The sequence below is a fragment of the Brevibacillus sp. FW301-21C12A genome, assembly GCF_058788915.1.
This window is the reverse complement of the sequence record NZ_JBYTBG010000051.1, coordinates 1-24,552: the sequence shown is the minus strand read 5'-3', so window position 1 is coordinate 24,552 and position 24,552 is coordinate 1. Positions and strand designations below refer to the sequence as shown.

The window sequence follows — 24,552 nt, the reverse complement described above, 5'->3', positions numbered from 1 at the left end:
TGCGGCTTTCCCCGTGCCGCATTGTGTGTTTGCCCTTGATCCCTTAGTGCCTGCGTGCCGCTCACAGCAAAAGCCCTCAACCTGTCGGTGAGGGCTTTTGGCATTGCTTTTGTTGCTGTATGCTGTTTCTTGCAACGGTGACTACAACTCCGCCTTCCGCTGCTTCCTCAGCGCGTAGCGATGCTTCGCCTTTTCGTGCTGGAGGCGCTCCTCCTCGGTTTCCGGGATGACGGCGGGCACCAGCGTCGGCTTGCCTTGCTCGTCGAGGGCGATCATCGTCAAGTACGCTCTCGCGGTCATGCGTTTTTCGCCTGTCAACAGATTTTCCGACTCCACCTTCACGAACACTTCCATCGACGTGTTGTGCGTCCAGGTGACGTACGCTTCCAGGTTGATCGCTTCCCCTGTCTTGATCGGCGCGAGGAAATCGAACGAATCGCTGGACGCGGTGACTACCGGCTTGCGGCAATGGCGCATCGCCGCGATGCAGGCGATCTTGTCGACGTACGCCATTACTTTGCCGCCGAAGATCGTATAGTGATGGTTCGTATCCGGCGGGAAGACGAGGTCTGTCAAAAAAGTTCTCGACTGCCCGACAGGCCGTGCTTCTGTTGCGATCTGGGCTTCTGTTGCCATCTGTGCTGCTCCTCTCGCTCATGCTTATGCTTTTTGTGCCAGGCGGTTTCGTACTGCGTGTGTCGCCGCTACCATGTTTTTCAGAGACGCGATTGTTTCCTCTCGGCCCCGCGTCTTCAGCCCGCAATCCGGGTTGATCCAGAATTGCCCTGGCGGCAGGACTTGCACGCCGCGGGACACCATTTCCGCGATCTCGGCCACAGCCGGAACGCGCGGGCTGTGGATGTCGTAGACGCCGAGGCCGATCCCTTTGTCGTACGTGCACGTCTCGAACACCGAGACGAGCTCGCCGTGGCTGCGGGAAGTTTCGATCGAGATCACATCGGCATCCAGCTCGCTGATGACGTCGATGAAATCGTGGAATTCGCAATAGCACATGTGCGTATGAATTTGCGTGCCAGGCTCGACTGTCGAGGTAGCGACCCGGAACGACTTGACTGCCCAGTCCAGATACGCGGCTCTGTCTGCCTGCTTGAGCGGCAAGCCTTCAAGCAATGCCGGCTCATCCACCTGAATCATGCGAATGCCCGCCGCTTCCAGCGCCTCCACCTCTTTGCACAGCGCCAGCGCGATCTGCTCGCACACTTCCTGACGGGAGACGTCGTCGCGCACGAACGACCAGTTCAAAATCGTGGCAGGACCTGTCAGCATCCCTTTCACTGGTTTATCCGTCAACGACTTGGCATATACGCTCTCCTTGACCGTCATCGGGGAGACGAACTGCACGTCGCCGTAAATGACCGGCGGTTTGACGCAACGGGAGCCGTACGACTGCACCCAGCCGTTTTTCGTGAAAACGAAGCCGTCGAGCTTTTCGCCGAAATATTCCACCATGTCTGTCCGCTCGAACTCGCCGTGCACCAGCACATCCAGGCCGATCTGTTCCTGAATGGCGATCCACTCGCGGATTTGCTCCTGAATGAACGCATCGTACTGTTCGACGCTCCAGTTTCCTTTTTTGAACTGCTGTCTGGCCTGGCGAACTTCTGTCGTCTGCGGGAAGCTGCCGATCGTCGTCGTTGGCAGCAGCGGAAGCTTCCACGTCGCCTGCTGAATCTCGCGACGCTCGTGGAACGGCACTGCCCGCTTCGCCGCTGTCGACGCCAGCGCTTTTCTCGCCTCCTGCACTTCCTGGCGGTTCCGTGCCGGAAATTGGGCCAAGCGCTGCAAGTCTTTCTCGTTCTGGGCGATTTCCTTCGAAATAACATACTTTCCATATTGGAAACCTTGGACTAATAAGCGCACTTCAGCCAATTTCTCATCGGCAAACGCCAATGCGACGCGCACTTCTTCCGGCAAATCGGTTTCGTCTTCGACGGTAACCGGAACGTGCAGCAGGCTGCTCGACGGCTGAACCCATACCCGTTCTGGGGCTACTACGGTGCACAACGTTTTGACCAACTCCCACTTTTCCTCCAGGGCCGAGCGCCAAATGTTGCGTCCGTCGATGACCCCGGCGCCGAGCACTTTGTCTTGCGGAAAACCGTGCGTCGTCAAGTTGGCCAGGTTCGCTGTTTTCCCGTGAACAAAATCAAGGCCCAAGCCGTGGACAGGCAGTTCAATCAGCTCCTCGTACCAGTCCACTGCTTCAAAGTACGTCTGCACCATCAGCTTCAGGTGCGGCAGCGCCTGGCTGAACTGCTCGTACACGCGACGAATGAGCACTTTGTCTTGCCCGGTAAGATCGAGGACAAACGCAGGCTCGTCGATCTGCCCCCACTCGACGCCGTGCAGTTCCAGCTCGCGAAGGACGTCCACGTACAGCGGCACGATCTGATCGACGACGCGTTCAAATTCGTCTTTGGCATACCCTTTGGACAGCTTGACAAACGTGTACGGCCCGACGATGACAGGCTTGCCGGCGATCCCTAGCTGATCTCTCGCCTCCAGGTACGCTTGCAGCGGCCTGTTTTCCGTCAAGACAGGCGCGCGCTCGCCGAACTCGGGGACGATATAGTGGTAGTTCGTGTTGAACCACTTGGTCATTTCGCTGGCGACCGCGTCTTTGTTGCCGCGCGCCATCGCAAAATACGTAGCCAGCGGCACCGGACCGCCCGCATACGCGAACCGCTTCGGAATCAGGCCGAACATGACCGCCATGTCGAGCATGTGGTCGTAGAAAGTAAAGTCGTTGACCGGAATCCAGTCGATCCCCTTTTTTTGTTGTTTGACCAGGTGCTGCTTGCGAATTTGCTCCATTTGCGCAAGGAATGTCGTCTCATCGAGCTTCCCTGCCCAAAAAGCTTCCAGTGCCTTTTTCCACTCGCGATCTTTGCCGATCCGCGGATATCCCAAGTTGCTGCTTATCATTTGCTTCCTCTCCATCCTTTGCGATCATTTTTTCGATTTCGCCCAATAAAAAAGGCATCTCCAACGATCAGAAAGAACGTTAGAAATGCCAAATAAACACTGAGATCACAGCATCCTAACACCTCCCTATCTCCCGTAGGTTAAGCAGTGTTGTCGAAACAGGCAGGTCTCCTGACTTGAGGATCATGATCTGCACAACGCCTTCCCAGTCAGCTCGACCAGTGGCCAAAAGTTGTGCAAACTCCCCTCATACAGTGGCGGGACCGTGTCGGATTCTCACCGACTTCCCTTTTCATCCTTGCGCCGATATTCATCGCCAAGGAACCTGTCTCCACTCATATGAAATTGTCGGTATGAGTGCATGTGCCCCAAAAATGGGCGGGACACACCTTTCTTCATACAGTAACACGTAAACCAGTTTTTGTCATGCTAAACTATTTCCACTTTGCAAACTGATGTCAACGTTCAGGCTGCTTCCTCATAATGCCTGTCCTATTGCTTGGTCAGGCGAAGCTCACGCGCGCGCAGCGATGGTTTGCGCATCAAATAAACGAGGTAGCCGCCAACGCCCCCGATCAATGCAGGCAGCAGCCAGCCCAAGCCGATCGTGTACATCGGCAAGTAGCGGGAAAAGACGTCGTTGATCGCCGCAAGCTCGACCCCGGCAGCATTCAGCCCGTCAAACAGGCTGACGAGAAACGTACCGAACAAGCTGCCTTGATACACCTCTGGCCGACCGCCAAACCCTTGATGCAAAAACGTCAAAAAGATCAGCGAGATGGCGATTGGGTACATCGTCGTCAAAATCGGAACAGACACCTTGATGAGCGCAGTCAACCCGATATTGGCGACGAGCGTACTGAACACAGCCAAAATGACGGCAAACTTTTTATACGAAATGCGCGGAAACATCGCGTGGAAATACGACGAGCACGCCGTAATCAATCCGACGCTGGTCGTCAGGCACGCCGCAGTAATCATCAGGCCGAGCAGCAGGCCGCCGTAAGAACCGAAGTAATAATTCGACACTTTGGCCAAAATTTGCGCCCCGTTTTCCAAATGGCCGAGCTTTTCCACGCTGGAAGCGCCCATGTAGGCAAGCACCGAGTAGAAAAACGCCAGGAGCGCACCCGCAATCAGCGTTGCTTTGGCGCACGTCAGCAAAATTTGCTTTTTCGACGTAACCCCTTTTTCCTTGATCGCATTGACGATGATGATGCCGAATACAAACGCCCCGAGCGCGTCCAGCGTCAAATAGCCGTCCTGGAATCCTTTGAAAAACGCCTTGGACTGGTAATCGCCCACTGGCGCTTGCAGCTCGCCAATCGGATACACGATCGCCGTCAGGACGATGATGCCGATAAACGTCAGCTTCATCGGTGTCAAGACTTTTCCGACTACATTGATAATTTTTCCAGGATTGAGCGACAACAGGCAAGCGAGCGTGAAGAACAAGACGGTAAACACAATCAACGGAAAAGGCCCGGCCTGCTCGGACAAGAACGGCTTGATCCCGATCTCAAACGAAACATTCCCGGAGCGCGGAATCGCAAAAAACGGCCCGATCGCCAAATAGAGCAAAATCGTGAAAACAAGACCGAACAGCGGGTGCACACGGCTTGCGAGCGAACGCAAATCGTCTTTACCTGAATACACCAACGCTGTAATTGCCAAAAGTGGCAAGCCAACCCCTGTCACGAGAAAACCGGCGTTGGCTTCCCAGACGTTCGTTCCCGCCATCTGTCCCAGCATCGGTGGAAAAATCAGGTTGCCTGCTCCGAAAAACAGCGCAAACAGCATAAATCCGATGATGACGATAAACGAATATGAAACTTTTTGAAGCATGACAAAAACCTCCTGTGAGTAAGAACGAAGGGCCTTGTAAGGAACCCTCAGATTAGTGAAAAAATTCACGAAGTCTAGCGGCTCGTCCAGCCTCCAGCCAAACTGGATAACACTGGATTCATTGTCAGATAAATCAGTCCTCCAGACGCATGACACGATGATTCTGCGACTCTCGTCACTGCCGCTTTGCTGTTCCAGCCTAAGCCCAACTCGGCTCGACCGGATGGCAATCAAAAGAGCCGACACATCATTTATTTATAACATAAATATGAATGAAAAGGTATTTTAAAATGAAGAATTCTTTTATTCCTTTCTATAAAAGATTCTTGATCGAGAAAATCTCACAGGAAGGAATGTGGGCAACTCATCCGCTACTTCGCGCGCGCCTGTGCATGCGCGCCGCTCGCCCCTTTTCGCGTAACGGGCACGACAAAAAGGCTGCCGTCTGTAGACAGCAACCCTTTTAAACGATCGTTTAACTTTTTTACTCAAAGCGAAAATCGTCATCCGTCAGCGGCTCGACGTTGAGCGTGCGGACGTAGCCATTGCCTTTTTTCGAGAAGAAATCATGCTGCTTCGTGTGCGTGCGAATCCCGTTCAGGACGATCGGGTTGACTTCCTCCTCGGGGAAAAACGGCTCCAGCCCCAGATTCATCAACGCTTTGTTCGCGTTGTAGCGCACGTAGGCCAACACCTCGTCCGCCAGGCCAATCTCTGTGTACAAGGAGACGGTGTACTCCTCTTCGTTTTGGTGCAGCTCGTGCAATAGCGCGTACAGCTCCTCTTTGACCGTCGCCTGCTCCACGACGCTGAGCCGCTGGTACACTTCCTGCGCGAGCACGCCGACGTACAGGCCGTGAATGCTCTCGTCCCGGACGATCAGGTCGATGATTTCACCGCTGCTCGTCATCTTGCCCTGCCCGGCCAAAAAGAGCGGGTAGAAAAAGCCGCTGTAAAACAGGTAGCTTTCCAAAAAGACGGAGGCGACCATCGCCATGTACAAATCTTTTGGCGTCTCGATCTCCTGGTAGCGCTTTGCGATCAGCGCCGCTTTCTTTTGCAGATGCGGACTCTGCTCCACCCAGGCAAAAATTTCGTCAATTTCCTCCGTGGCCGCGAGCGTCGTGAAAATGCTGCTGTACGATTTGGCGTGGATTTGCTCCATCATGCCCATGAAAGCCAGGACGGCTTTGCGCTGCAGCCCGTCCACATGCTCCATGATTTTCGGCATCCCGACGCCGCCTTGCACGGTGTCGAGCAAAGTCAGTCCGCCGAGCACTTTTTTGTACGTGTCCCGTTCCGAAGCGCTGAGCTCCATCCAGGACATTTTGTCATCCGAGAGCGGAATCTCGTCATCGGTCCAGAACTGCATGATGTTCTGGTTCCAAAACGTCATCGTAAAATCGTCGTCTGGCCTGTTCCAATTGACAGCTTTCATTAGGGCGTTCCTCTTCTCTGAAAAAACTTTGTTCCATGCCGGATGGTTCCTCACAGTAAACGGCTTAAACGGCACAGCTAATGCACTCTTCTACCGTCAAATGCTTGGTGCGCGTGTAGTAGAGCGACTTCAAGCCTTTTTTCGCGGCGTAAATATAGTAGCGCGCCAGCTCTCTGGTCGAGATGTTGCTGTTGACGTGCAGCACGGTGGAAATGCCTTGGTCCACATGCTCCTGGATTTCGGCGACCAGATCGATCACTTTGAACTGGTCGATCACATAGGCAGATTTGTAGTAAAAATAGTTTTCCTGCGACAAATACGGCATCGGGTAGTAGGTCGTCGAGTTCGCGTACGTTCTCGTTTCGATGTGCTCGACAACCGGCATCACGCTCGACGTCGCATTCTGAATGTAGGAAATGCTCTGCGTCGGCGCAATCGCCAGACGGTACGCGTGATACAGTCCGTTCTTCTGCACCTTTTGCTTGAGCGCGGCCCAATCCTCCGGCGTCGGAATGTGCATGCCTGCGAACAGTTGCTTGCCTTTTTCCGTGCGCGGACGGTAGTCGTTTGCGAGGTATTTGTCAAAATACGTGCCTTTGGCGTACTCCGACTGCTCGAAGCCCATGAAGGTTTCCCCTTTGGCCATGGCGATCTCCATACTCATTTCCAGCGAGTAGAAGTTCATCATCATGAAGAACGTGCGGGCGAAGTCTTTTGCTTCCTCGCTCTCGTAGGCGATCTTGTTTTTCGCCAGGTAGCCGTTCAGGTTCATCGCACCCAGCCCGACGGAATGCAGCTCGCGGTTGGCCTTCTGCACGCCTGGCGCATTTTCCACGCGGGTCACATCGCTCACGGCGGTGATCGCCTCGATGCCCTCGCGCACGGATTCGCGCACTTTTTTGTGCTCCATCACGTTGACGATGTTCAAGGAAGCGAGATTGCAGCTAATGTCGCGGCGAATGATGTCCGGCTCGCCGTAGTTGGTAATCGTGGACGTCTCCTGGAGCTGGAAAATTTCCGTGCACAGGTTGGACATTTTCACGGAGCCGATGTCCTTCAGCGCGTGATTTTTGTTCGCGTTCGTCTTGTTCATGATGTACGGGTAGCCCGACTCCATCTGGATCATCGCGATCTTGGTGAGCATTTCGCGGGCGCTCATGACTACCTTTTTCTTGACGCGCTCGTTTGCCACCAGCTCGTCGTACATCTCGTCGAGATCCAGATCATCCAGATGGGCGCCGTACTCCTTGTAGACGGAGTAAGGAGCGAACACTGTCAACGGCTTGTTTTCCTCTGCCAGCTTGTAAAACACATTCGGCACGATCAGGCCGATCGACAGCGTCTTGATCCGCGACTTTTCATCGGCATTGATCTTTTTGCAATCGAGAAACTCGTTGATATCCCAGCCGAAGATGTTGTAGTAGGCTGCCCCGGAGCCTTTGCGCTGCCCCATCTGATCGGCGTAGGAAAACGCGTCCTCCAGCAGCTTGAGTACAGGCATGACGCCCTTGGCTGCGCCCTCGACGCCTTTGATCGGCTCTCCGCGCCCGCGCAGCTTGGACAGGTTGACGGCCACGCCGCCGCCGATTTTCGAAAGCTGCATGCAAGTGCCGAGAACGTAGTTGATCGAGTTCAAGGAGTCGTCCATTTCCAGCAGGAAGCAGGAGACCATTTCGCCGCGGCGGCTTTTCCCCGCATTGAGGAACGTCGGCGTCGCCGGCTGGAGTCGCTGGTCCATCATCGACACGGTCAGCCGCTTCGCCAGTTCGAAGTCTCCGCGCCCGAGCGAGAGCGCCACAATCGCCACCCGATCCGGGTACTGCTCCAGATACATCGATTTGTCGTCTGTTTTCAGGGCGTAGTCTTTGTAAAACTTGGAGATAGCCATGTACGAAGCGAATTGAAAACCAGCGTCATGCGCCAGGCGGAACACTTCATCGACCTGTTCAACCGTGTAGCTTTCATACACATTTTCATAAAAGTCATTTTCGATCAAATAGTCCATGCGCTCTTTCACGCTGTTGAAGGTCATCGTCTTCGCCTGTACTTCTTCCATGAAGACCGCGACTGCCTCTCTGTCCTTTTCCAGTTGGTAAAATCCGTCGCTTCCTCGCTGCATCAGTTGGTTGTTCAATTCAATGTGTCGCAATTGCTGCCACCCCACTCGTAAATTGTTCCACGTCACGGCCGGTACCGGACAGTTCGAATTTGGAAATGACCGGAACGCCATATTGGCTGGCGATCGTGTCTGCGCTTTTGGCAAAGCTGGCTCCCCAGTTGCGGTTGCCGCTGGCTGACACGCCGCGCAAATAGACATGATTCCGCTTCAGAAAACGGTCCACCTTCTCCGGCACCTGGCCAAAGCCTGTCGTGTACGTGACCAGAATGAACGGCTCGTCGATCACCATCTCCGGATCAATCTCCACGTGCGGCAGATCGAGCTTGCTGACGAATCGTCTCACGTTTCCTGTTTTCGAATCAAAAGCGATTAACATGTCCCTCATCCTTTACTGCTGTTCTATACTTTTTTAGCCAAAGTAAAAGCGCATCCGACGCCAAAATGTCGAATGCGCATGATGATCCCCATCGTATCCATCCGCCGAAAAACGAATGGAGCGCTCGAACACTTCCCTATCTCCCGTAGGTTACACAGTGCTGACGGTCAGGCAGGTCTCCTGGCTCGGGGTCATCGCTCCATTCGTGCCTTCCCGATCAGCTGAATCAGTGGCGCAAAAACCAAATGGAACTCTCTCATCACAGTGGCGGGACCGCGTCGGAATTTCACCGACTTCCCTATTAAGTCTACCAAATATAGCGTGGCAAACACCTGTCCGCATCAATATGTAGTTGGTAAAACTTACTTTACCTCAATATATCGTAGGAGTCAAGCTCGGCATGCTCTATTTTGGCGACTGATAATCTCTCTCATTTCTCTATTGCCAATCTCTGGTTTGCGTCCATATAATAGGTTTCATGCACAAAAAAGGTAACGCCACCGGCCGATTGGAGAGTGACCCCTGATGGAAAGCACGGTTTATGAAGCAGTAGCCATTCCGCGTTCGCAAACGAGAAAAATGACATACAACGACCGCACGTTCCACATCTTCGTCAGCATCCCCGACGTGGCTTTGCCGCCGTCCAGCTTCCCGGTCATTTACTTGCTGGATGCCAACTCGGTGTTTGGCACCATGACCGAAGCGATTCGCCTGCAATGCCGGGTTCCGGAAAGAACGGGCGTCGATCCGGCCATCGTCGTCGGCATCGGCTACCCGACAGAAGCGCCGTTCCACCCATCGCGCTACTACGACTTCACCCATGTCGTTCCCGCATCCGAGCTGCCCGCTCATCCGCGCGGCGGCGAATGGCCGGAAATGGGCGGGGCAGAAGGCTTCCTCAGCTTCATCGAAGACACGGTGAAGCCCGCGATCGAAAAGGACTTGCCCGTCGACCGCACGCGGCAAACGATTTTCGGACATTCGCTCGGCGGCTTGCTCGTGCTGCATGCCTTGCTGACCCGGCCACACGCGTACCAATGCTACATCGCCGGCAGCCCGTCGATCCACTGGAACGAAAGCGTCCTGCTGGAAGAGGAGCGCCGCCTGCCGTCCCTGCTCACAGACGACTTGCGGGTCAGAGCGCTGCTCGTCATCGGGGAGCTGGAAAACGACGGCCGCTTCCACGTCAACGTCAAGGCGCAGGCGATGGCTGAACGGTTGTCCGCCATGGGCAACGGGCAGATCGAAGCGTCGTTCCGCCAATTTCCGGACGAAAACCACACGTCTGTCCTGCACGTCCTCATCAGTCACGCTATTCGCTTTGCTTCCAAGCCAACTGCCCGCTAGTCAGGGCAGTTTTTTCTTTGCCTCGCTCCATGCACACAAGCAAGCAAACAAGGCAGTCGGCACACGCAAAAAACCGCCCATACGAAAACGATGAGCGGCCATGCATGCACTACTGCTCTTTTCGCCTATTGCAGAGACAACACCTTGTTGATCTGCGGCAGCTCCTCGATGGCAGCTACGACAGTTGGCGTAATCTCTTCGTCGGTGACGCAAATCAACAGGGCGTTTTTCCCCTTTTGCTCACGCGACACATTCATCTTGGAAATATTGATCTCGTGGTCAGCCAGCTTGCGGGACACGTCGTAAATGACGCCCGGATAGTCGGTATGGTGCACCAACAGACCGTGAGCGCCCGGAGGGATCCGACAGGCGCAGTAGTTGATCTCGCTGATGTACACTTCGCGCCAGTCCTGGGCAAACGTGTATTTGTTCGCTCCCACGCGCAAATTCGCCAGATGGTTGGCGTACTCGCCGGAGCTGTTTTGAACCGAAACGCCGCTGCCAAGTCCATCCACCAGAAGCGAAGCGATCTCTTCTTTATTTTCATGGGCCAAAATGCTCAGGGACGCCCCTGCGAGCTGCGGCTCCAGTCTGCGAATCAATTGGGCCAATTCACGAAGTCCAGCATATTGGGTCATGTAATCCCCTCACTCTCCCAGTCAGGTTAATCCTTAATGCGGAAGAATCCACTCTTCCGGTTCCTTGATAATCGAGGAATGGTTATCGGAGCGATACCAGGCTGTCAGGCTTTGCCCATCTTTCGTGTACACGATGCGATAGATGGTGTTGCCCTTTCCGCTTTTCGGGAAGGGACTCTCCTCGGGAGGAACCACTGTCACACCACCCGCTTCAATCACGCCACCCTTTTCCTTGATGACGCTCTCGATCACGGTCATGTGCTCGTTGCTCGTGGCCGACATCCCCACGTAAGCGAGTATTCCCAGCAAAAGCGCTCCCGCCAAAAACGAAACAATAATCACTTTTGACTTTTTCGTAGCATCCACCAAGCGCTTCCCCCGTTATTCAATTCTCTTTGTCGATCAAACGCACCTTGTCAATCGTACCTCCGCCCAGGCACACTTCCCCATCGTAAAAGACGACGGCTTGGCCAGGAGTAACCGCTTTTTGCGGCTCGGCGAAAACGACTTCTACGGTGTTGCCCTCGCGGATGTGCACCGTCACTTGCTGGTCCGGCTGGCGATAGCGGAATTTCGCGGTGCACGCAAACGATTCGGTCGGCTTGTTCGCGCTCACCCAGCTTACGTCTGTCGCCAGCAAGCTACTCGAATACAGGCGGGGATGGTTGGAGCCTTCGCCGACGATCAGGACGTTGCGCTCCAGGTCTTTGTCCACCACAAACCACGGCTGGCCGGTCTTGCCGTGCCCGCCGCCAATCCCCAGGCCTTGGCGCTGGCCGAGCGTGTAGTACATCAGGCCGTCATGCTGCCCGATCACGTCTCCGTCTACCGTTTCGATATTGCCGGGCTTGGCTGGCAAGTAGTTTTGCAAAAACTCGCGGAAGTTGCGTTCGCCAATGAAGCAAATCCCTGTGCTGTCCTTCTTTTTCGCGGTGTAAAGCCCGGCTTCTTCGGCAATTTTGCGCACCTCGGGCTTCGGCAAATGCCCGATCGGGAACATCGTTTTTGACAACTGCTCCTGGCCGAGCACATTGAGGAAGTACGTCTGGTCTTTGTTGTTGTCCGCGCCGCGGATCAGCTTGTACTCTCCGTCGATGAACTTCACCTGCGCGTAATGGCCGGTGGCGATGTAATCGGCTCCCAGGTCCATGACCTTGGCGAGCAGCTCGCCGAACTTGATTTCACGGTTGCACATCACATCAGGATTCGGTGTGCGCCCGCGTTTATATTCATCCAAAAAATACTGGAACACCTTGTCCATGTATTCTTTTTCAAAATTCACGGTGTAGTATGGAATGCCAATTTGTTCACAGACGCGCCGGACATCCTGGAAGTCTTCTTCCGCCGTGCAGTGGCCGAATTCATCGGTATCATCCCAGTTTTTCATGAAGATGCCGATGACGTCATATCCCTGTTGCTTGAGCAGGTAAGCCGTCACGGAGGAGTCGACCCCGCCGGACATGCCGACAACGACGCGTGTATCTTCTGGTCGTTTCATAGTCTTTCTCCTCTTGATTTAATTTGTCCATCTACAGATTACCATGTTTCGTCCAACAATTCATGTTTTGTTGCACTTTTGTCGGCCTAATGTGAAAAACGCCTGCCGCAATGGACAGCGACAGGCGTTGATGAGCACGTTATTCACTTTGGGAAACTTCGTCTTTAATCTCGGAGCGGAACCCTTCGATGCTCTCTGCACGGCGCTGGTTTTTCGCCTCGATGTTCGCTCATTCCTCTTCGGAAATCTCGCCCGCGTGTGCCGCCAGGTAATCTTCCGACTCGCGAATGCTCTCTTCCGTGTTTTGCAGCATTTCTTGCAGCTTGGCTGCGTTGTCAGAACGATCGTCCGGTTTTGCCATGAAAAACACTCCTCACTTTGCCAGTATGATTCACTACCTGTACCATTGTGCTTCGTTCGCGGAACAATTATGTATGATAGGATAGAGAGAACGGACTTTGCGAAAAAGAAGGTTTTTCACATGGCTTCTCTGGATTTTCTGGAACGAAAGCTGCTGCGGATCATAGCGGAGACAGACCCTGTCCGGCTCAAACGCCAATGGGTGAGCAAGCGCGCCGAGTCTTCCGGCGAAAGCGAGCAGCGCAAACGAATCGCCCTCTTGCTGCGCAGGCTCGACAAGTTGCCGCCAGCCAAGCGTCGCGAGGTGCTGGATTTGCTCGCGCAGTTCAACTGGAACGGATAGGGCATTAGCGGATGGACGGACCGATGTGCCAGTGCCCGTCTGTTTTCAGCATGCGCCTCACGTCTACTATCGCCTCGCGATGGAGCGGGCCGTAAATGTGCGGATACAAAAGCCCGTCCTTGGCCTGCTCGTACTTCACGGGCGAAGGCGATTTTGTCTCGTCCACGACGAGCACGTACAACTCCTCATCGAACGCGCCGTACACCCGGTCTGCTACCTTGCCGAGCAGCTCCTCGCCTTTTGTGGCGTGAATGAACCCTTCCTGCTCGTAGTCGCGAGGCAGGTAATGGTCTTTGTCCGCCCATTTCTCCCAATAAGCTTTTGGGCACATACAATAAATGATCGATGGCTGCATGTTGTGTTCTCTCCCTTGTCGCACCGCTTTATTTTTTCCCCATCGCCTTGTTGAGATGGCGCATGGCTTTATCGAAAAACATCTGGTCGAAGGCGCCCTGATCGAACTTCCATTCAATGAAGTTTTTCAACGAATGCAAATCTACCCACGCATCCTTCGCTTGCGGGTTGCGGTCAGGCACTTCGCCCGTGACTTCTCCTTCGTAGACCAGCTTCGCCATCTCTGCCGGGTGCATCCCGATCTGATAGGCGATCTGGTGTAGCGCTATTTTCATGGAATCCCCCTGCTCTGTCCATTCTGGTTTCAATTATTCATCTATTTTGCCAGTCTTTTTCCTCCATGCCAACCCCTGCTCTCTCCGGCGAAAAAGGATTTCCGCTTGCGTCCGCATTTTGATAGAATGAACGCACAAAAAGTCACGACGCTGGAGGATTACAAGTCATGTCCACTTCCGATAACAGACCGCGCAAGCAATGGTACCGCAAAAAAGTGGTCTGGATCCCGCTTTTGTTTGTCGCCTACGTCTTTTTCGTCAACAGCTCCTACCTGGCTGCTCCGCCTGCCGGCTCTCCCTTTTTGCTCGCCCACCGCGGAATGGCGCAGACCTTTCACATGGAAGGGCTGACGAACGAGACGTGTACAGCCGAACGAATTTACCCGCCGGAGCATCCGTATCTGGAAAACACGCTGCCGTCCATGAAAGCCGCCTTCGCAGCAGGTGCCGACGTCGTGGAATTTGACGTCCACTGGACGAAAGACGGGCAATTTGCCGTGTTCCACGACTGGACGCTCGGCTGTCGCACGAACGGCGACGGCGTCACCAGAGATTTTACCCTGGCCGACCTGCAGAAGCTCGATATCGGCTACAACTATACGGCAGACGGAGGACGCACCTATCCGTTTCGCGGAAAAGGCATCGGGCTGATGCCGTCGTTAACCGATGTGCTCAAAGCGTTCCCCGACGAGTCTCTGCTCATCCATATCAAGAGCAACGATCCAAACGAAGGACAGGCGCTCGCGGACGCCTTGCAGTCTCTGCCAAAAGAACGGCTGGAAAAGCTGACAGTCTACGGAGGCGACGAGCCGATCGCCGCGGTGAAGAGCCAAATCCCGGAGCTGCGCGTCATCTCGATGGATACGATGAAAAGCTGTCTGATCCCGTACATAGCGGCGGGCTGGTCCGGTTACGTTCCCGACGCCTGCGCCCACACCCAGCTCCACATTCCCGATCAAATCGCGCCATGGCTGTGGGGTTGGCCGAACCGTTTCATGGCGAGAATGGAAGCAGTAAATACGCGCGCCATCCTTGTAGCCGGAAGCGGCGATTTTTCCGCAGGCTTCGATACGCCTGCTGACCTCGACCGGGTGCCTGCTACGTTTACGGGCGGTATCTGGACGAACCGGATTGACCGGATCGGACCTGTTTTTCCCGAAAAATTCGCAGGGAACTGAAACGATTGCCAAGCATATTCGTAAATACGAATATAAACCGATCCTACACGACGACTGGGAGTGATGGAGATGTTAAAAAAGCTATTGAAAAATTTACTGGGTAATCACTCGACTTCTTCCCACAAATACCGGAAATACAGCAGCAGCGACTACAAGTATCGCAAAGGATACGGTTCCAGCCACGGACATCGGCACGGGCATGGGCACTCCCATTACGGCAGCTCCCACTACAAGCGGAAGCACTCCAGCAGAAGTTTTTTCAGCAGCTAGGCGGTCCCGTCCCTTGCATGCGCACGCGTAAAAACACTCTGTTTGCCTGACAGCAGAGTGTTTTTTGTCGTTCAGACGGTCATTTCGTTAACATAATAAATATTATGTCTCGTTCAAACAAACGCCTTCCTATGCTACAATATGGAAAAGGAGCGTGCACAAATGAACCCTTCCAAATCGTTTTACTATACAGTCGATCACGCCATGGTGGATGAGTACAAAAAAATGCTCGACTTGATGAAAATTCCTTACACGATCGAAGCCCCTGTCGCTTTGCTAAAGGAGGGAGCCGATCAGTATTCGTTCGTGTTCCCGAACATGCCGGGCCGTCTGTACGAGATGGTGAGCAAGCTGTTCAAGGGCGATGGCAAGCCTTATCCGCAATAGGCAAGCTATCCGGGCAAAAAAAAAGGACCCATTTCTGGGTCGAAGATAGGAAGTGGAGAGAATGCATGCTATGTAATATATACTAACATATCACAGTCGATTGTCAACGCTTTTTGGCAATTTTCTTGATTTTGTGTTAGGTTTTCTTACATAATATCTTTTTACTTCCTCATCCAAACGAAAAAGGAGGGCATAGTCGCCCTCCTTCTTTTGTGCCTGCCGCTAAAACTCCAAGCTCAGCCGCGCACATTCACGATCTGCTCCAGCTCAATCCATTCGCTTCTCGTTTCGTTGACCAACTGGACTTTGCGCGCTTTCGGATCGACCCACTTGACCACGCCCCACATGCTTTGCGTGTTGCCGCACTCGCCGTCCAACGAAACCCACCAGCTTACCGTCACCGCGTAATCCTCCCTGCCCGAGTCGCGAAGCAAATACAAAAACGATTCGCGCTCCTGCTTCGTGACCCCCGGCGGAGTAGTGCGCTGCCGGGAAGCTTGCCGTCCCGCATAGCTAGTTCCGATCCCCACTTGCTTTCACCCACCCTAACCTGCACAAATCGTTGACGGCGCGCCTCATCTGGCGATCCGCCGCGATTGTGTTGATCTCTATTCCGTTCTCCAGCATTTTGTAGACACGAAGATGTACAGTTGTCAGCACCGGAACCCGCTTCATCACATTGTGGACGGGCACAACTATTGTCTCCAGCAAAAGCCTCACCTCGAACGTACGTTTGTATGTATTATATACGAACAACATGCGAACAAGCAATAAAAAAAAGCAGGATTTCCCTGCTTTCTACTGCGCGGCTTCCTGGATGATTTTTTTCGGTGTTTTCTCCACGACGTCCAAAAACTTGCCAAAGGTGGAAGCGAGCGTCTGCTGGAACAGCATCCCGAGCACGACAGGCAGCGCGACTGTCGCCGGGAAATACGTAATCGCCATGACCGCTCCGGCACTGATGTTGCGCATCCCGCTGTTAAAGGTCAAGGTCACGATCACATCGCGCTCCCAGCCAAAGAGCCGGGAGATCCACCACCCGAGCAGGTAGCCCAAAATCGCGAGGAAAAGAACGACCAGCGCCATTCCCAGCAGCCTGGCATCAAAGGCGTGGAAATAGCTTGCGACCATCGAGCTGTTGATGGCAACGACAACACCCATGCCCAGCTTGGAAAACGGAGCGAGCTTGGGAGCCAACGTCTTTTTGACCCTCCCCTGCGAAAAATGATGCAGCAGCATCCCGGCAAGCGACGGCAGCACAATCATGTAAAACAGCCCCTGCATCATGTCCCACGTGTCCATCTCCACCTTTGCCCCGAGCAAAACGTACATGCCAAACGGAACGACAAGCGGCGAAATCATCGTATCTAGCAAAATAATCGAAAGCGTCAGAGCAATATTGCCCATGTAAATCGACGACCAGAGAAAGCTGGAAATCCCGGTCGGTATAAGTGCAGCCAACAAAAAGCCTGTGACGACATGCATGTCGTCCGGGTAGAGCAGATGAGCCACTCCCCAGGCGATAAACGGCATCAGCGCATGCAAAATCAGCAAATTGACGACGAGCGGCAGCGGCCGTGTCAATACTTTGGCAAATTCCTTGAACCCCGCTCCCAAACTCCCGGCAAAGGTCATAAAGGCAAACACCCACGGCGACAAAAAGGCATAGGGCTGAAGATGAGTCCCGGCCAACACGCCAATCGCCACACTGCTCGGAGTCAATACCGGCATTATTTTTTCCAATGACTTGTTTACTCTTGCTAAAACATCCACACTCTCCACCTCATTCGCTTCCGAAAACGCTCCACGGATCTTCTCTCACGGCTCAACGAAAAATTCCATCCTCTTATATTACGCACTAGGCAAGTTTATTTCCATAGTAAAGAGATAAACATGGTAAGACAAAGTGTCGAAAAAAATGATTTTATCCGCTCTTGCGCAGGCTGCCAGACAAATCGTTGCATACTTCTCTGTCATCGGGTAAAGCCTAAGGCAAGGAAAGGAGGTATTTTTATGAACGGAATGGATTGGGTAGAATTTATCCGCAAAACCGAAGATAAAATGTACCACCTCCATCGGGCCATTGATGGGATTTGTAATGAGCCGGATTACAAAGAATCCGTTTCTGCCCTGACCGAAGTGGTAAGGGATTATCAAGTGCTGGTTGAGAAAGCGAAAGACGAGCTGCGCGGCGTCGACTTGCATCGTGACCGCGATCATGACCGTGACCGTGTTCATGGCGATTGCTATTAAACGAATCCAACTCCCATCCCGGGAGTTTTTCTTTTGCCCTCGATGCGTTGTTCATCGGCAACCGTTCGCCTCGCCTGCTTGTTCACCGACCGCAAAAAGCCTCGGCCACCTTTTTGGCAAGCCGAGGCGCTAGACCGCTATTACCCTTTCATTTTCTTTTCCAGCTTTTTGCTCGCTTTCTTTTTCTGGCACGCTTCCTTGACATCCGTTGGCCACGGAGCGCCGCTCATCGCTTGCAAATCCATAAACAGCTTCTTGTCAGAGGTCACGTGGATTTTTGAATCCGGAAAAGCCTCCTTCAGCTTGCCAGAGACTTCTTTTTCAATCGACTCCAGCCGAAAGCGGTTGAAATTGCTCACCTTGATCGCTAGGTTCAGGTCTTTGTCGATGTGGACGGCTGCCACTTCGTCAATGCCATCCACCCTGCCTGCAATCGCCTTTGCCTGCTCCTCCCATTCGGTATGGCGCACGGGCGCCGGAGTGCACAACGGCTCCGCGTCGTTTTTCTGCTGGGTTTGCGCGTTGTTCTTGCCCGTGCAGCCCGTAATCGCCAAGACAAGCGCCAAAACAGCAAGGATCGTTCGCATGCGAAACACCTCCAGATCAATTTTCCCTTTCTTTAGGATGACCGGAAATGGAGCATGTATGAATGCGCGATCCTTCCATGGCAAGTTCTCGCCAACGCACAGCCGAAAGTATGGTACAAAAGACCTGAATATGTATGGCTCGCTTTTGTTGCAAGTAAGGCTTTCGTCGCAGCAAAAAACTTGGCTGCGCCAAGACATTGGCAAGGCTTTAGTTGCCCTCATACTGGATAAGAATCTGTATAAAAAAAGCGGTGGCTCCTCTGCATTTTTGAGCCACCGCGGACCCCAAGAACATTGTGAGTCCTCGTATAGAATATACCAAAAGCGCGTCAAAACGCGATAGGAGATCATTGGATGCCGGACGGCAAAAAAAATCCCAGCCGCAACTTCCGGCCGGGGCGTACGGGGTAGTACGCATATGTCATACGTGAATGATCTAATCATAAAGTACGATCTTCCCCTAAACAACGATCAATTTTAGGTAATTATACCTATGTATGGAACAAAAAAATAGCGTCGACCTATCTGCATAAATTCAGTCGAACGCATCGAATCCCCAAGTTGGATTATACTAGCTAGCTTGGATTACTTTTCTATTATCGCTAGAATTGGACGATAATACCATGCGAAAATAATGGTAACGGACGCAATTGTTTCCTCTATTTTTCCGTAAGGCTCCATAACAAATACCATTATTCCTCAAAATATCCAATTATGTTACAATGTACATGGTGATAACGATGCTCATTTTGTTTCGATTTTTTTTGGAAATCATTCGCATACTGATTTGCATGGCCATTTTTTTGGTGGTGACAGGCCCGGTGGTCACCTTGTTTTTTCCCGAACAAGCGCCGGGGGAAGGCATTTTTTTGGCGCACGCCGCCTTGTTTCTCCTCCTGCTCGTTTACTACCGCAATCGGCTGCAGCAATCTAGCTGGTTTCCAAGCAAGCACAACCACCCGCTTTCCAGGATGGCTACCGCGCTGCTCTCCTTTAGTGCAGCCATATGCTTTTTCGCAGCCATCTACATGACGTACCTCCAATAATTGTCGTTGACAGAAAGTGAGTGCAAATCCATTGACTGCAAAGCTTGCCTATACGCTCAGCATGATTTTGTTTCTAGCCAGCGGGTTGCTCTACACGCTTGAAAGAATGCTCGCCTACTACATCTGGATCGGGCAAATGCAAGCCGCCTCTGCCACCGGGCAGTTTCCCACGCAGCCGGAGCTTCCCTCCCTGTTCACCAACGGCTTTGTGACCTTTTTTCTGGCGGCAAGCCTTTTTCTCTTGATCGTCGGGATCGTTTTGTCGACTCCCAAGCAGCCATCCGTTCGTCCAGGTCACGAGTCGGGCGCCGCGAATCCTTCCGGGGGGAATGCTTCGTCCATTGGCGCGCGAGAGCACGAAGCTGAAGCAGCGACGGGAGGCTTTGACAGGCTGCCAACGTATTTGGTTTACGGAATCATAGCGTTTCTGGGCTTTCTCATCGTCGTTGGCTTCCTCAATTTCTTGCGCTGAAATCGCCTTTGCATTTCCAATATTTCGACGATGCAGCTTTTATGATATGCTGTTTTTGCCATATGCTCTTTTCGTAGCCTTGTCATAAAAAGGAGGGAAACCATGAATCGCGAACAATGGACAGCCGTAGACGAGTATTTTACGCAAAAATTCGTTTCAGCCGATCCGATCCTGGAAGCCGTGCTGGAAAACAACGCTTCCGCTGGCCTCCCGCCTATCGACGTCGCGCCCAATCAGGGAAAATTTCTCCATCTGCTGGCACGAATCCAGGGAGCCCGGACGATTTTGGAGATCGGGACACTGGGCGGCTACAGTACGATTTGGCTAGCCCGCGCCTTACCTGCCGACGGTCGGCTCATCACGCTGGAAGCGGCACCGAAGCATGCCGAGGTGGCCAAAGCCAACATCGCCCGTGCCGGGCTGGAATCGGTGGTCGAGATCAGGCTTGGAGACGCCTTGGACAGCCTTTCTGCGCTCGCGGATGAAAAACAGGGACCGTTTGACCTCATCTTCATCGACGCCGACAAGAAAAACAATCCGGACTACTTCCGCTGGGCGCTGAAGTTCTCGCGAAAAGGCAGCGTCATCATTACCGATAACGTGGTGCGCAAAGGTGCCGTCGTCGACGAAGCCACCAGCGATCCGAACATTGTCGGCGTCCGGCAATTCGCCGATCTGGTCGCAAACAAGCCGACGGTTAGCGCGACCGCAATTCAAACGGTCGGCAGCAAAGGCTACGACGGCTTTGCCATCGCGCTGGTAACGGAAGATCCGCGTTAACGAGCCGTACAGACATCCTGCGAAGAAAAACCCGTCGTTTGCGCTTGCTGCAAAGACGGGTTTGGTTTATTTCAGCCCATATTGGCCTTTGACTTGCAGCTTGCCATCCAGAAAGGTAAAGCTGGCGTTGCTGCCTGCCGCTTCCCCTTCGTACATGTAGACCACGGCATGAAATTGCTCTCCTTTATTGCCCGCTTCGGAGAGCAGCTCACCTTCTCCGCCGATGATGTTTTTCACTTCGTCATACGTCATCCCGTTTTCTATCTGGTCAAAGGCTGCTTTTGTAATTTTCGCCTTGTCGCTGTTCGCCGACTCCGTGCTGGCCGCCCTTTTTTCTCGCCGCAAATGGCAACTTTTAAAACAAATTGCACATTGACAAAAATTTCATTTTGTGATAAGATGGAATTATTTTTATTTACAATTCAAAATAAACCTTTCATACTATTCTTTACACAACAAACAGCAAAGAACAGATAGAAAGGTTGTGCTTTTGTGAATACACTGCCATGCCAAGACTGCAAAGGCTTATGCTGCGGTCCTGTGCCGATCACGGAAAAAGAGCGCAAGCACATACATAAGAAGCTGAAGGCCATGCCGAAAAAGCTGCGCGAAAACTTGGAGCAGCAGCCCCGCTTTAGCGGAACCTGTATTTTTTATGACATGAACAAAGATCAGTGCGGCATTCATTCGTTTCGTCCGGAGATATGCCGCATGTTCGGCTATCACGAAGACCTCGTCTGCTTTCGCAAGCCGGAGCTGGCCACCAAAGGAAAGGTCGCAATCAAAGAGAGGTACATCGGCCACCTGAGCATTGATTTTACGTGGAAAGATTTTCGCTGACACTCCGCTTGCCATGGCGCGTCGCTTCTCCCCCTCTCCTGTAACCAAAAATCCCCAAAACCGTATTGTCCATGGGGAGGGATCTTCGCCTATGTTCGACGATATTATAAGCAACGGAATCCTTTGGCTGCTTTTCATCGCCTGGGTATTGATTGTCGCGTCACCGTCTTACCGAATCAGATGGCTGTATGTCCTGGCTATCGGGTTGCTCATCTTCTCGATCTTTTGGGACTTTTCCGGGGTTGAAGCCGAAATCCACCGGCATGGACACTAGACGTAAAGAGAAGGAAGGCGCTGTTGAAATTTCCGGGAGGTGTCTGCTAGATGGGACCGTTCATCGGCTTTGGCCTGCTCGCTTGTCTGGCTATCACGCTTTTTCTCGCATTCGAAAGGCTGATCGAGCGCAGCCTGCCCACTGACAGCTTTTTGGCAGGCATGCTGTTAAAAACGATGTTGTTTCTACTCGTGTGTGCGCTCGTCTATTTTGCGTTGCCGTGGTTTAGCGGCCTGTTTGTACTCTAAACGGTGCCGTTCGAAAAAGCTTGCACGACGAAGGAGACAGAGCTGTATCGGGCGGTCGGCAGCAGCACGTACGAACGGCGCTCCAGATCACACACCTGGCTTGGCCGAAGCGTTCGCTAAGAGTCGTTTGGATGAGCGAACAAAAAAACCCGCCTTTTGCCAAAAGACGGGGACTGCCAGCAGCCTGTTCGGCTCTGCTACTGTGCTGTTTTTGCTGCCGCGCTTATGTCGTTTCCTTCCAATGCTCCTGAATGTACGCGTCGCGCCCGGATTTCTCGCGGTCTTCCTTGTAATGCTTCGGATTTTTCTTGTGGTAGCCCTGGTGGTATTCTTCTGCCGGATAAAACGGAGCAGCAGGCAAAATTTCCGTGACAATCGGCTTCGAGAAGCGGCCGCTCGCCTCCAGCGCTTTTTTGGACTGGACTGCCAGTTCGTGCTGTTTTTCATTGTGCGTAAAAATGGCTGTGCGATACTGGCTGCCGCGATCATGAAACTGCCCGTCAGGATCTGTCGGATCAATTTGCTGCCAATACAGCTCGAGCAGTCTCTCATAAGGGAACAGCTCCGGGTCGAACGTAATTTGAACCGCTTCCCAGTGCCCGGTCTGCCCCGTTTTGACCTGTTCGTAGGTCGGGTTCTCGACCGAGCCCCCTGTATAACCCGAGACGATGCCTCCGATCCCTGGCAACTCTTCAAACGGAGTAACCATGCACCAGAAGCACCCTCCGGCAAATGTCGCTTTTTCCATGCTGTCTTTTGCCTCCTATCCATGCCTTGCCCACGAGAAAATTCGGTATATCTCCCTTCATTGTACTAGAGCTCTCTACCAGCTTCTAGCAAAACTTGGGGCCAGCCGCATACTCTCGGCGAATTTGCCGGAGCCATTTCTCACCCGGATGGTTTATAATGGCGGAGTAGATCAACAGATGCTCAGCGGGTGGGAGGTAGCTTTCATGTTCAAACTCGAAAAGTTTCAAGGAAAAAAAGAAGAAAACTACGAACTGGTCATCAAACAGCTAGAAGCGCTGCTTGCAGGCGAATCCAACCAGGTCGCCAATCTGGCAAACGCCGCCGCTTTGCTGAACCAATTTTTCGAGGAAGTAAACTGGGTCGGCTTTTACCTCAATGATGGGAATGAGCTGGTGCTTGGACCGTTCCAGGGGCTGCCTGCGTGCGTGCGCATTCCGTTTGGCAAAGGCGTATGCGGCACCGCGGCGGAGAAGCGGGAAACTGTTCGCGTGGAAGATGTGCACTTGTTCCCCGGCCATATCGCCTGCGACGCCGCATCCGAATCGGAAATCGTCGTGCCGATCATAAAAGACGGCCAGCTTCTCGGCGTGCTCGACATCGACAGCCCGCGAAAAAACCGATTTGACGAAGTCGATCAGCTTTATTTGGAAAAGTTCGTGCAGGCGCTCGTTCGCTTTTTGTAGGCGCGCTTCCGCAGGGCAGGAACGAATGCTTGCCCCTCCGTGTGCGGAATGTAGCTTCGTCCATCTTTTGGGGCTTTGGTGCAGCCTTCGTTGCCTTCCTGTCGATGCGACTGTTTCTCTCTTCTTGGCTAGTAAAAAAAGAGCAGGCTCCCTCTGCTCTTTTTTGCTTTCATGGACTTGCTTTCATTTTCGGCAGTAGTGTTTTGCCCGCTCTTTTATCACTTGCTTTTTCGTCTTCGCTCTTATTCGCTGCACGGCGCTCGTCTCCCAGTTGCAAATCGCCCCCGGAATCGGCGCATAGAACCGAAACGCGCGGCTTTTTGCCTCGTTACTTGCTCTTTTTCCAGATCAAAACAACGAGGAAAGCGACGTGCAGCATCAATAAGCCCGTCAGCAAGTAATTCGTGGTCTGGATTTGCTCCTGCAGCGAAGCGAGCTGCCTCGTCACCTCCGACAAGGAATGGCCTGTTACGTCGCCTGCTTGCCGGACACTTGCGGAAAGATCGTTCAAATATTGGTGCAGCTTCTGTAAAGTCTACGTTTTGCATCGAAACGCCATCCTCTTCCCAGGTTTCATTAGCTTGCAACGATTCTGTCATTTGGCCTGGCCGTGTCTATCGGAAGAGGCAAAAAGCGGCGTTTTTTCGATCTTGCTGGCGCACCTGCTGTTGCCCATGGCGAGGGACGCCTTTTCTAAGCGGGTATCAATCGCTTGCTTTTCTCCATGTTGCTTTCCTTGATATCCCAGCCGTTTACTTTTGCGTACGTCTTTGGCTCTCAAGCAGTTCATCGAGCTTTTGATTGCGCTCGCGGTCAAGCTGTATTTTTGTTTTCATGAAACTGAGCGTTTTCGCTATCGCATAAATGACAAACGCGTAAAACAGCAGCACCGGGAGGAAAACGATCAATTGGACCAGCATTGTGTTCCATTCCAAAGCGACAGCGCCAAAATCCAGCACAGTTCCAGCCCCCTTTCTCTCTCTTGATGCAGCCCCATTGCCAGGATGATTATTTTTCCAGAAGATAGGATTCCTTTTTAATATTACCACTATCTGCTAAATGCGCAAGCAGTGCGTCGCTCGTTCCCTGCGGACTGCCAAAGGCCAAAAAATCTCCCTTTTTATTCCATTCCCTCTTGGAAAATGGTACCCTATATATCGTAAGGCATTGGTCATAGCCCCGTCAAGTAGACACTAAAAAAAGACGCTATCTTAAGCGGCGATCGATTCCCGGTATTGGACTGGG

General features: G+C 52.9%; 30 protein-coding genes, 1 pseudogene and 2 riboswitches. Of the genes and pseudogenes, 12 read left to right on the top strand and 19 right to left on the bottom strand.

Annotated elements, in window-relative coordinates; all coding sequences use genetic code 11:
- Positions 1 to 141: 141 nt before the first annotated feature.
- The 6 genes from AC3WQH_RS22340 to nrdI form a co-directional block, all read right to left on the bottom strand.
- Entirely contained in the window at positions 142 to 636 is a 495-nt protein-coding gene (locus AC3WQH_RS22340; RefSeq protein ID WP_429775884.1) for an acyl-CoA thioesterase, read from the bottom strand.
- 24 nt (positions 637 to 660) lie between these two features.
- Positions 661 to 2,946 (bottom strand): 5-methyltetrahydropteroyltriglutamate--homocysteine S-methyltransferase, encoded by a 2,286-nt coding sequence (gene metE / locus AC3WQH_RS22335; RefSeq protein ID WP_492332251.1) that lies wholly within the window; start codon positions 2,944 to 2,946, stop codon positions 661 to 663.
- Positions 2,947 to 3,090: 144 nt separating this feature from the next.
- A riboswitch (cobalamin riboswitch) is annotated at positions 3,091 to 3,290 on the bottom strand.
- Between the two features lie 148 nt (positions 3,291 to 3,438).
- Entirely contained in the window at positions 3,439 to 4,791 is a 1,353-nt protein-coding gene (gene brnQ, locus AC3WQH_RS22330; RefSeq protein WP_005834873.1) for a branched-chain amino acid transport system II carrier protein, read from the bottom strand.
- Positions 4,792 to 5,275: 484 nt separating this feature from the next.
- Positions 5,276 to 6,229, bottom strand: a complete 954-nt coding sequence (gene nrdF, locus AC3WQH_RS22325; RefSeq protein WP_005834871.1) for a class 1b ribonucleoside-diphosphate reductase subunit beta — start codon at positions 6,227 to 6,229, stop codon at positions 5,276 to 5,278.
- A 64-nt stretch (positions 6,230 to 6,293) separates the two neighbouring features.
- Positions 6,294 to 8,378: a class 1b ribonucleoside-diphosphate reductase subunit alpha gene (gene nrdE / locus AC3WQH_RS22320; protein ID WP_005834869.1), complete on the bottom strand. Its 2,085-nt coding sequence runs from the start codon at positions 8,376 to 8,378 to the stop codon at positions 6,294 to 6,296.
- Positions 8,365 to 8,724 (bottom strand): class Ib ribonucleoside-diphosphate reductase assembly flavoprotein NrdI, encoded by a 360-nt coding sequence (gene nrdI / locus AC3WQH_RS22315; protein ID WP_005834868.1) that lies wholly within the window; start codon positions 8,722 to 8,724, stop codon positions 8,365 to 8,367. The genes nrdE and nrdI overlap by 14 nt, the downstream gene beginning before the upstream one ends.
- 153 nt (positions 8,725 to 8,877) lie before the next feature.
- A riboswitch (cobalamin riboswitch) is annotated at positions 8,878 to 9,075 on the bottom strand.
- Between the two features lie 174 nt (positions 9,076 to 9,249).
- On the opposite strand from nrdI, the gene AC3WQH_RS22310 reads away from it, so the two are divergent.
- The gene (locus tag AC3WQH_RS22310; protein ID WP_492332250.1) at positions 9,250 to 10,071 is read left to right on the top strand and encodes an alpha/beta hydrolase; all 822 of its coding nucleotides are present in this window, start codon (positions 9,250 to 9,252) and stop codon (positions 10,069 to 10,071) included.
- Positions 10,072 to 10,196: 125 nt separating this feature from the next.
- On the opposite strand, the gene AC3WQH_RS22305 is transcribed toward AC3WQH_RS22310, so the two are convergent.
- From AC3WQH_RS22305 to tlp, 4 genes and pseudogenes are all read right to left on the bottom strand, one after another.
- Positions 10,197 to 10,709: an ACT domain-containing protein gene (locus AC3WQH_RS22305; RefSeq protein ID WP_005834863.1), complete on the bottom strand. Its 513-nt coding sequence runs from the start codon at positions 10,707 to 10,709 to the stop codon at positions 10,197 to 10,199.
- A 33-nt stretch (positions 10,710 to 10,742) separates the two neighbouring features.
- Complete coding sequence (locus AC3WQH_RS22300; protein ID WP_005834861.1) at positions 10,743 to 11,075, bottom strand: hypothetical protein; 333 nt, start codon at positions 11,073 to 11,075, stop codon at positions 10,743 to 10,745.
- Positions 11,076 to 11,094: 19 nt separating this feature from the next.
- Positions 11,095 to 12,207 carry a tRNA 2-thiouridine(34) synthase MnmA gene (mnmA, locus tag AC3WQH_RS22295; RefSeq protein ID WP_005834859.1) on the bottom strand — a complete coding sequence of 371 codons (1,113 nt, stop codon included), beginning with the start codon at positions 12,205 to 12,207 and terminating at the stop codon, positions 11,095 to 11,097.
- A gap of 139 nt (positions 12,208 to 12,346) precedes the next feature.
- Positions 12,347 to 12,568 (bottom strand): annotated as a pseudogene (tlp, locus tag AC3WQH_RS22290) (small acid-soluble spore protein Tlp).
- A 120-nt stretch (positions 12,569 to 12,688) separates the two neighbouring features.
- On the opposite strand from tlp, the gene AC3WQH_RS22285 reads away from it, so the two are divergent.
- Positions 12,689 to 12,910: a hypothetical protein gene (locus AC3WQH_RS22285; protein ID WP_005834853.1), complete on the top strand. Its 222-nt coding sequence runs from the start codon at positions 12,689 to 12,691 to the stop codon at positions 12,908 to 12,910.
- A 4-nt stretch (positions 12,911 to 12,914) separates the two neighbouring features.
- On the opposite strand, the gene AC3WQH_RS22280 is transcribed toward AC3WQH_RS22285, so the two are convergent.
- Both AC3WQH_RS22280 and AC3WQH_RS22275 read right to left on the bottom strand, forming a co-directional pair.
- Entirely contained in the window at positions 12,915 to 13,265 is a 351-nt protein-coding gene (locus AC3WQH_RS22280) for a DUF952 domain-containing protein (RefSeq protein WP_007781987.1), read from the bottom strand.
- A 28-nt stretch (positions 13,266 to 13,293) separates the two neighbouring features.
- Positions 13,294 to 13,539: a hypothetical protein gene (locus tag AC3WQH_RS22275; RefSeq protein WP_005834849.1), complete on the bottom strand. Its 246-nt coding sequence runs from the start codon at positions 13,537 to 13,539 to the stop codon at positions 13,294 to 13,296.
- A gap of 167 nt (positions 13,540 to 13,706) precedes the next feature.
- On the opposite strand from AC3WQH_RS22275, the gene AC3WQH_RS22270 reads away from it, so the two are divergent.
- The 3 genes from AC3WQH_RS22270 to AC3WQH_RS22260 all read left to right on the top strand — a co-directional run bounded on the left by AC3WQH_RS22270 (position 13,707) and on the right by AC3WQH_RS22260 (position 15,374).
- On the top strand, positions 13,707 to 14,717 hold the full coding sequence (locus tag AC3WQH_RS22270) for a glycerophosphodiester phosphodiesterase family protein (protein ID WP_327920019.1): 1,011 nt from the start codon (positions 13,707 to 13,709) through the stop codon (positions 14,715 to 14,717).
- A 69-nt stretch (positions 14,718 to 14,786) separates the two neighbouring features.
- Positions 14,787 to 14,987 (top strand): hypothetical protein, encoded by a 201-nt coding sequence (locus tag AC3WQH_RS22265; protein ID WP_007781980.1) that lies wholly within the window; start codon positions 14,787 to 14,789, stop codon positions 14,985 to 14,987.
- Positions 14,988 to 15,149: 162 nt separating this feature from the next.
- Positions 15,150 to 15,374 carry a hypothetical protein gene (locus AC3WQH_RS22260; protein ID WP_005834846.1) on the top strand — a complete coding sequence of 75 codons (225 nt, stop codon included), beginning with the start codon at positions 15,150 to 15,152 and terminating at the stop codon, positions 15,372 to 15,374.
- Between the two features lie 236 nt (positions 15,375 to 15,610).
- Here AC3WQH_RS22260 and AC3WQH_RS22255 read toward each other — a convergent pair whose 3' ends face one another.
- Entirely contained in the window at positions 15,611 to 15,904 is a 294-nt protein-coding gene (locus AC3WQH_RS22255) for a YolD-like family protein (RefSeq protein WP_005834845.1), read from the bottom strand.
- Positions 15,905 to 16,172: 268 nt separating this feature from the next.
- Positions 16,173 to 17,105: a bile acid:sodium symporter family protein gene (locus tag AC3WQH_RS22250; protein ID WP_206699211.1), complete on the bottom strand. Its 933-nt coding sequence runs from the start codon at positions 17,103 to 17,105 to the stop codon at positions 16,173 to 16,175.
- Between the two features lie 282 nt (positions 17,106 to 17,387).
- Between AC3WQH_RS22250 and AC3WQH_RS22245 the strand changes: the two genes are divergently transcribed.
- Positions 17,388 to 17,627 carry a hypothetical protein gene (locus AC3WQH_RS22245; RefSeq protein ID WP_005834838.1) on the top strand — a complete coding sequence of 80 codons (240 nt, stop codon included), beginning with the start codon at positions 17,388 to 17,390 and terminating at the stop codon, positions 17,625 to 17,627.
- A gap of 140 nt (positions 17,628 to 17,767) precedes the next feature.
- On the opposite strand, the gene AC3WQH_RS22240 is transcribed toward AC3WQH_RS22245, so the two are convergent.
- Complete coding sequence (locus AC3WQH_RS22240) at positions 17,768 to 18,214, bottom strand: YhcN/YlaJ family sporulation lipoprotein (RefSeq protein WP_005834837.1); 447 nt, start codon at positions 18,212 to 18,214, stop codon at positions 17,768 to 17,770.
- A gap of 749 nt (positions 18,215 to 18,963) precedes the next feature.
- Here AC3WQH_RS22240 and AC3WQH_RS22235 point away from each other — a divergent pair.
- The 3 genes from AC3WQH_RS22235 to AC3WQH_RS22225 all read left to right on the top strand — a co-directional run bounded on the left by AC3WQH_RS22235 (position 18,964) and on the right by AC3WQH_RS22225 (position 20,512).
- A complete protein-coding gene (locus AC3WQH_RS22235) occupies positions 18,964 to 19,260 on the top strand; it encodes a hypothetical protein (RefSeq protein WP_290426143.1) in 297 nt (98 codons plus the stop codon).
- 31 nt (positions 19,261 to 19,291) lie between these two features.
- Positions 19,292 to 19,732, top strand: coding sequence for a hypothetical protein (locus AC3WQH_RS22230; RefSeq protein ID WP_025847757.1), 441 nt, complete (start codon positions 19,292 to 19,294; stop codon positions 19,730 to 19,732).
- 102 nt (positions 19,733 to 19,834) lie between these two features.
- On the top strand, positions 19,835 to 20,512 hold the full coding sequence (locus tag AC3WQH_RS22225) for an O-methyltransferase (RefSeq protein WP_005834832.1): 678 nt from the start codon (positions 19,835 to 19,837) through the stop codon (positions 20,510 to 20,512).
- Between the two features lie 66 nt (positions 20,513 to 20,578).
- Here AC3WQH_RS22225 and AC3WQH_RS22220 read toward each other — a convergent pair whose 3' ends face one another.
- Positions 20,579 to 20,857, bottom strand: coding sequence for a DUF3862 domain-containing protein (locus AC3WQH_RS22220; protein WP_005834830.1), 279 nt, complete (start codon positions 20,855 to 20,857; stop codon positions 20,579 to 20,581).
- Between the two features lie 147 nt (positions 20,858 to 21,004).
- Here AC3WQH_RS22220 and AC3WQH_RS22215 point away from each other — a divergent pair, with 147 nt between their 5' ends.
- Positions 21,005 to 21,352, top strand: coding sequence for a YkgJ family cysteine cluster protein (locus AC3WQH_RS22215; RefSeq protein ID WP_007781960.1), 348 nt, complete (start codon positions 21,005 to 21,007; stop codon positions 21,350 to 21,352).
- 324 nt (positions 21,353 to 21,676) lie between these two features.
- Entirely contained in the window at positions 21,677 to 21,874 is a 198-nt protein-coding gene (locus AC3WQH_RS22210; RefSeq protein WP_005834826.1) for a hypothetical protein, read from the top strand.
- Positions 21,875 to 22,097: 223 nt separating this feature from the next.
- Here the strand turns inward: AC3WQH_RS22210 and msrA are convergent, their stop codons facing one another.
- On the bottom strand, positions 22,098 to 22,622 hold the full coding sequence (gene msrA / locus AC3WQH_RS22205) for a peptide-methionine (S)-S-oxide reductase MsrA (RefSeq protein ID WP_005834824.1): 525 nt from the start codon (positions 22,620 to 22,622) through the stop codon (positions 22,098 to 22,100).
- A 205-nt stretch (positions 22,623 to 22,827) separates the two neighbouring features.
- On the opposite strand from msrA, the gene AC3WQH_RS22200 reads away from it, so the two are divergent.
- Positions 22,828 to 23,307, top strand: coding sequence for a GAF domain-containing protein (locus AC3WQH_RS22200; RefSeq protein WP_005834822.1), 480 nt, complete (start codon positions 22,828 to 22,830; stop codon positions 23,305 to 23,307).
- 328 nt (positions 23,308 to 23,635) lie between these two features.
- Here the strand turns inward: AC3WQH_RS22200 and AC3WQH_RS22195 are convergent, their stop codons facing one another.
- Entirely contained in the window at positions 23,636 to 23,818 is a 183-nt protein-coding gene (locus AC3WQH_RS22195; protein ID WP_122952735.1) for a hypothetical protein, read from the bottom strand.
- Between the two features lie 241 nt (positions 23,819 to 24,059).
- Positions 24,060 to 24,266: a hypothetical protein gene (locus tag AC3WQH_RS22190; RefSeq protein WP_005834818.1), complete on the bottom strand. Its 207-nt coding sequence runs from the start codon at positions 24,264 to 24,266 to the stop codon at positions 24,060 to 24,062.
- Positions 24,267 to 24,552 lie beyond the last annotated feature (286 nt).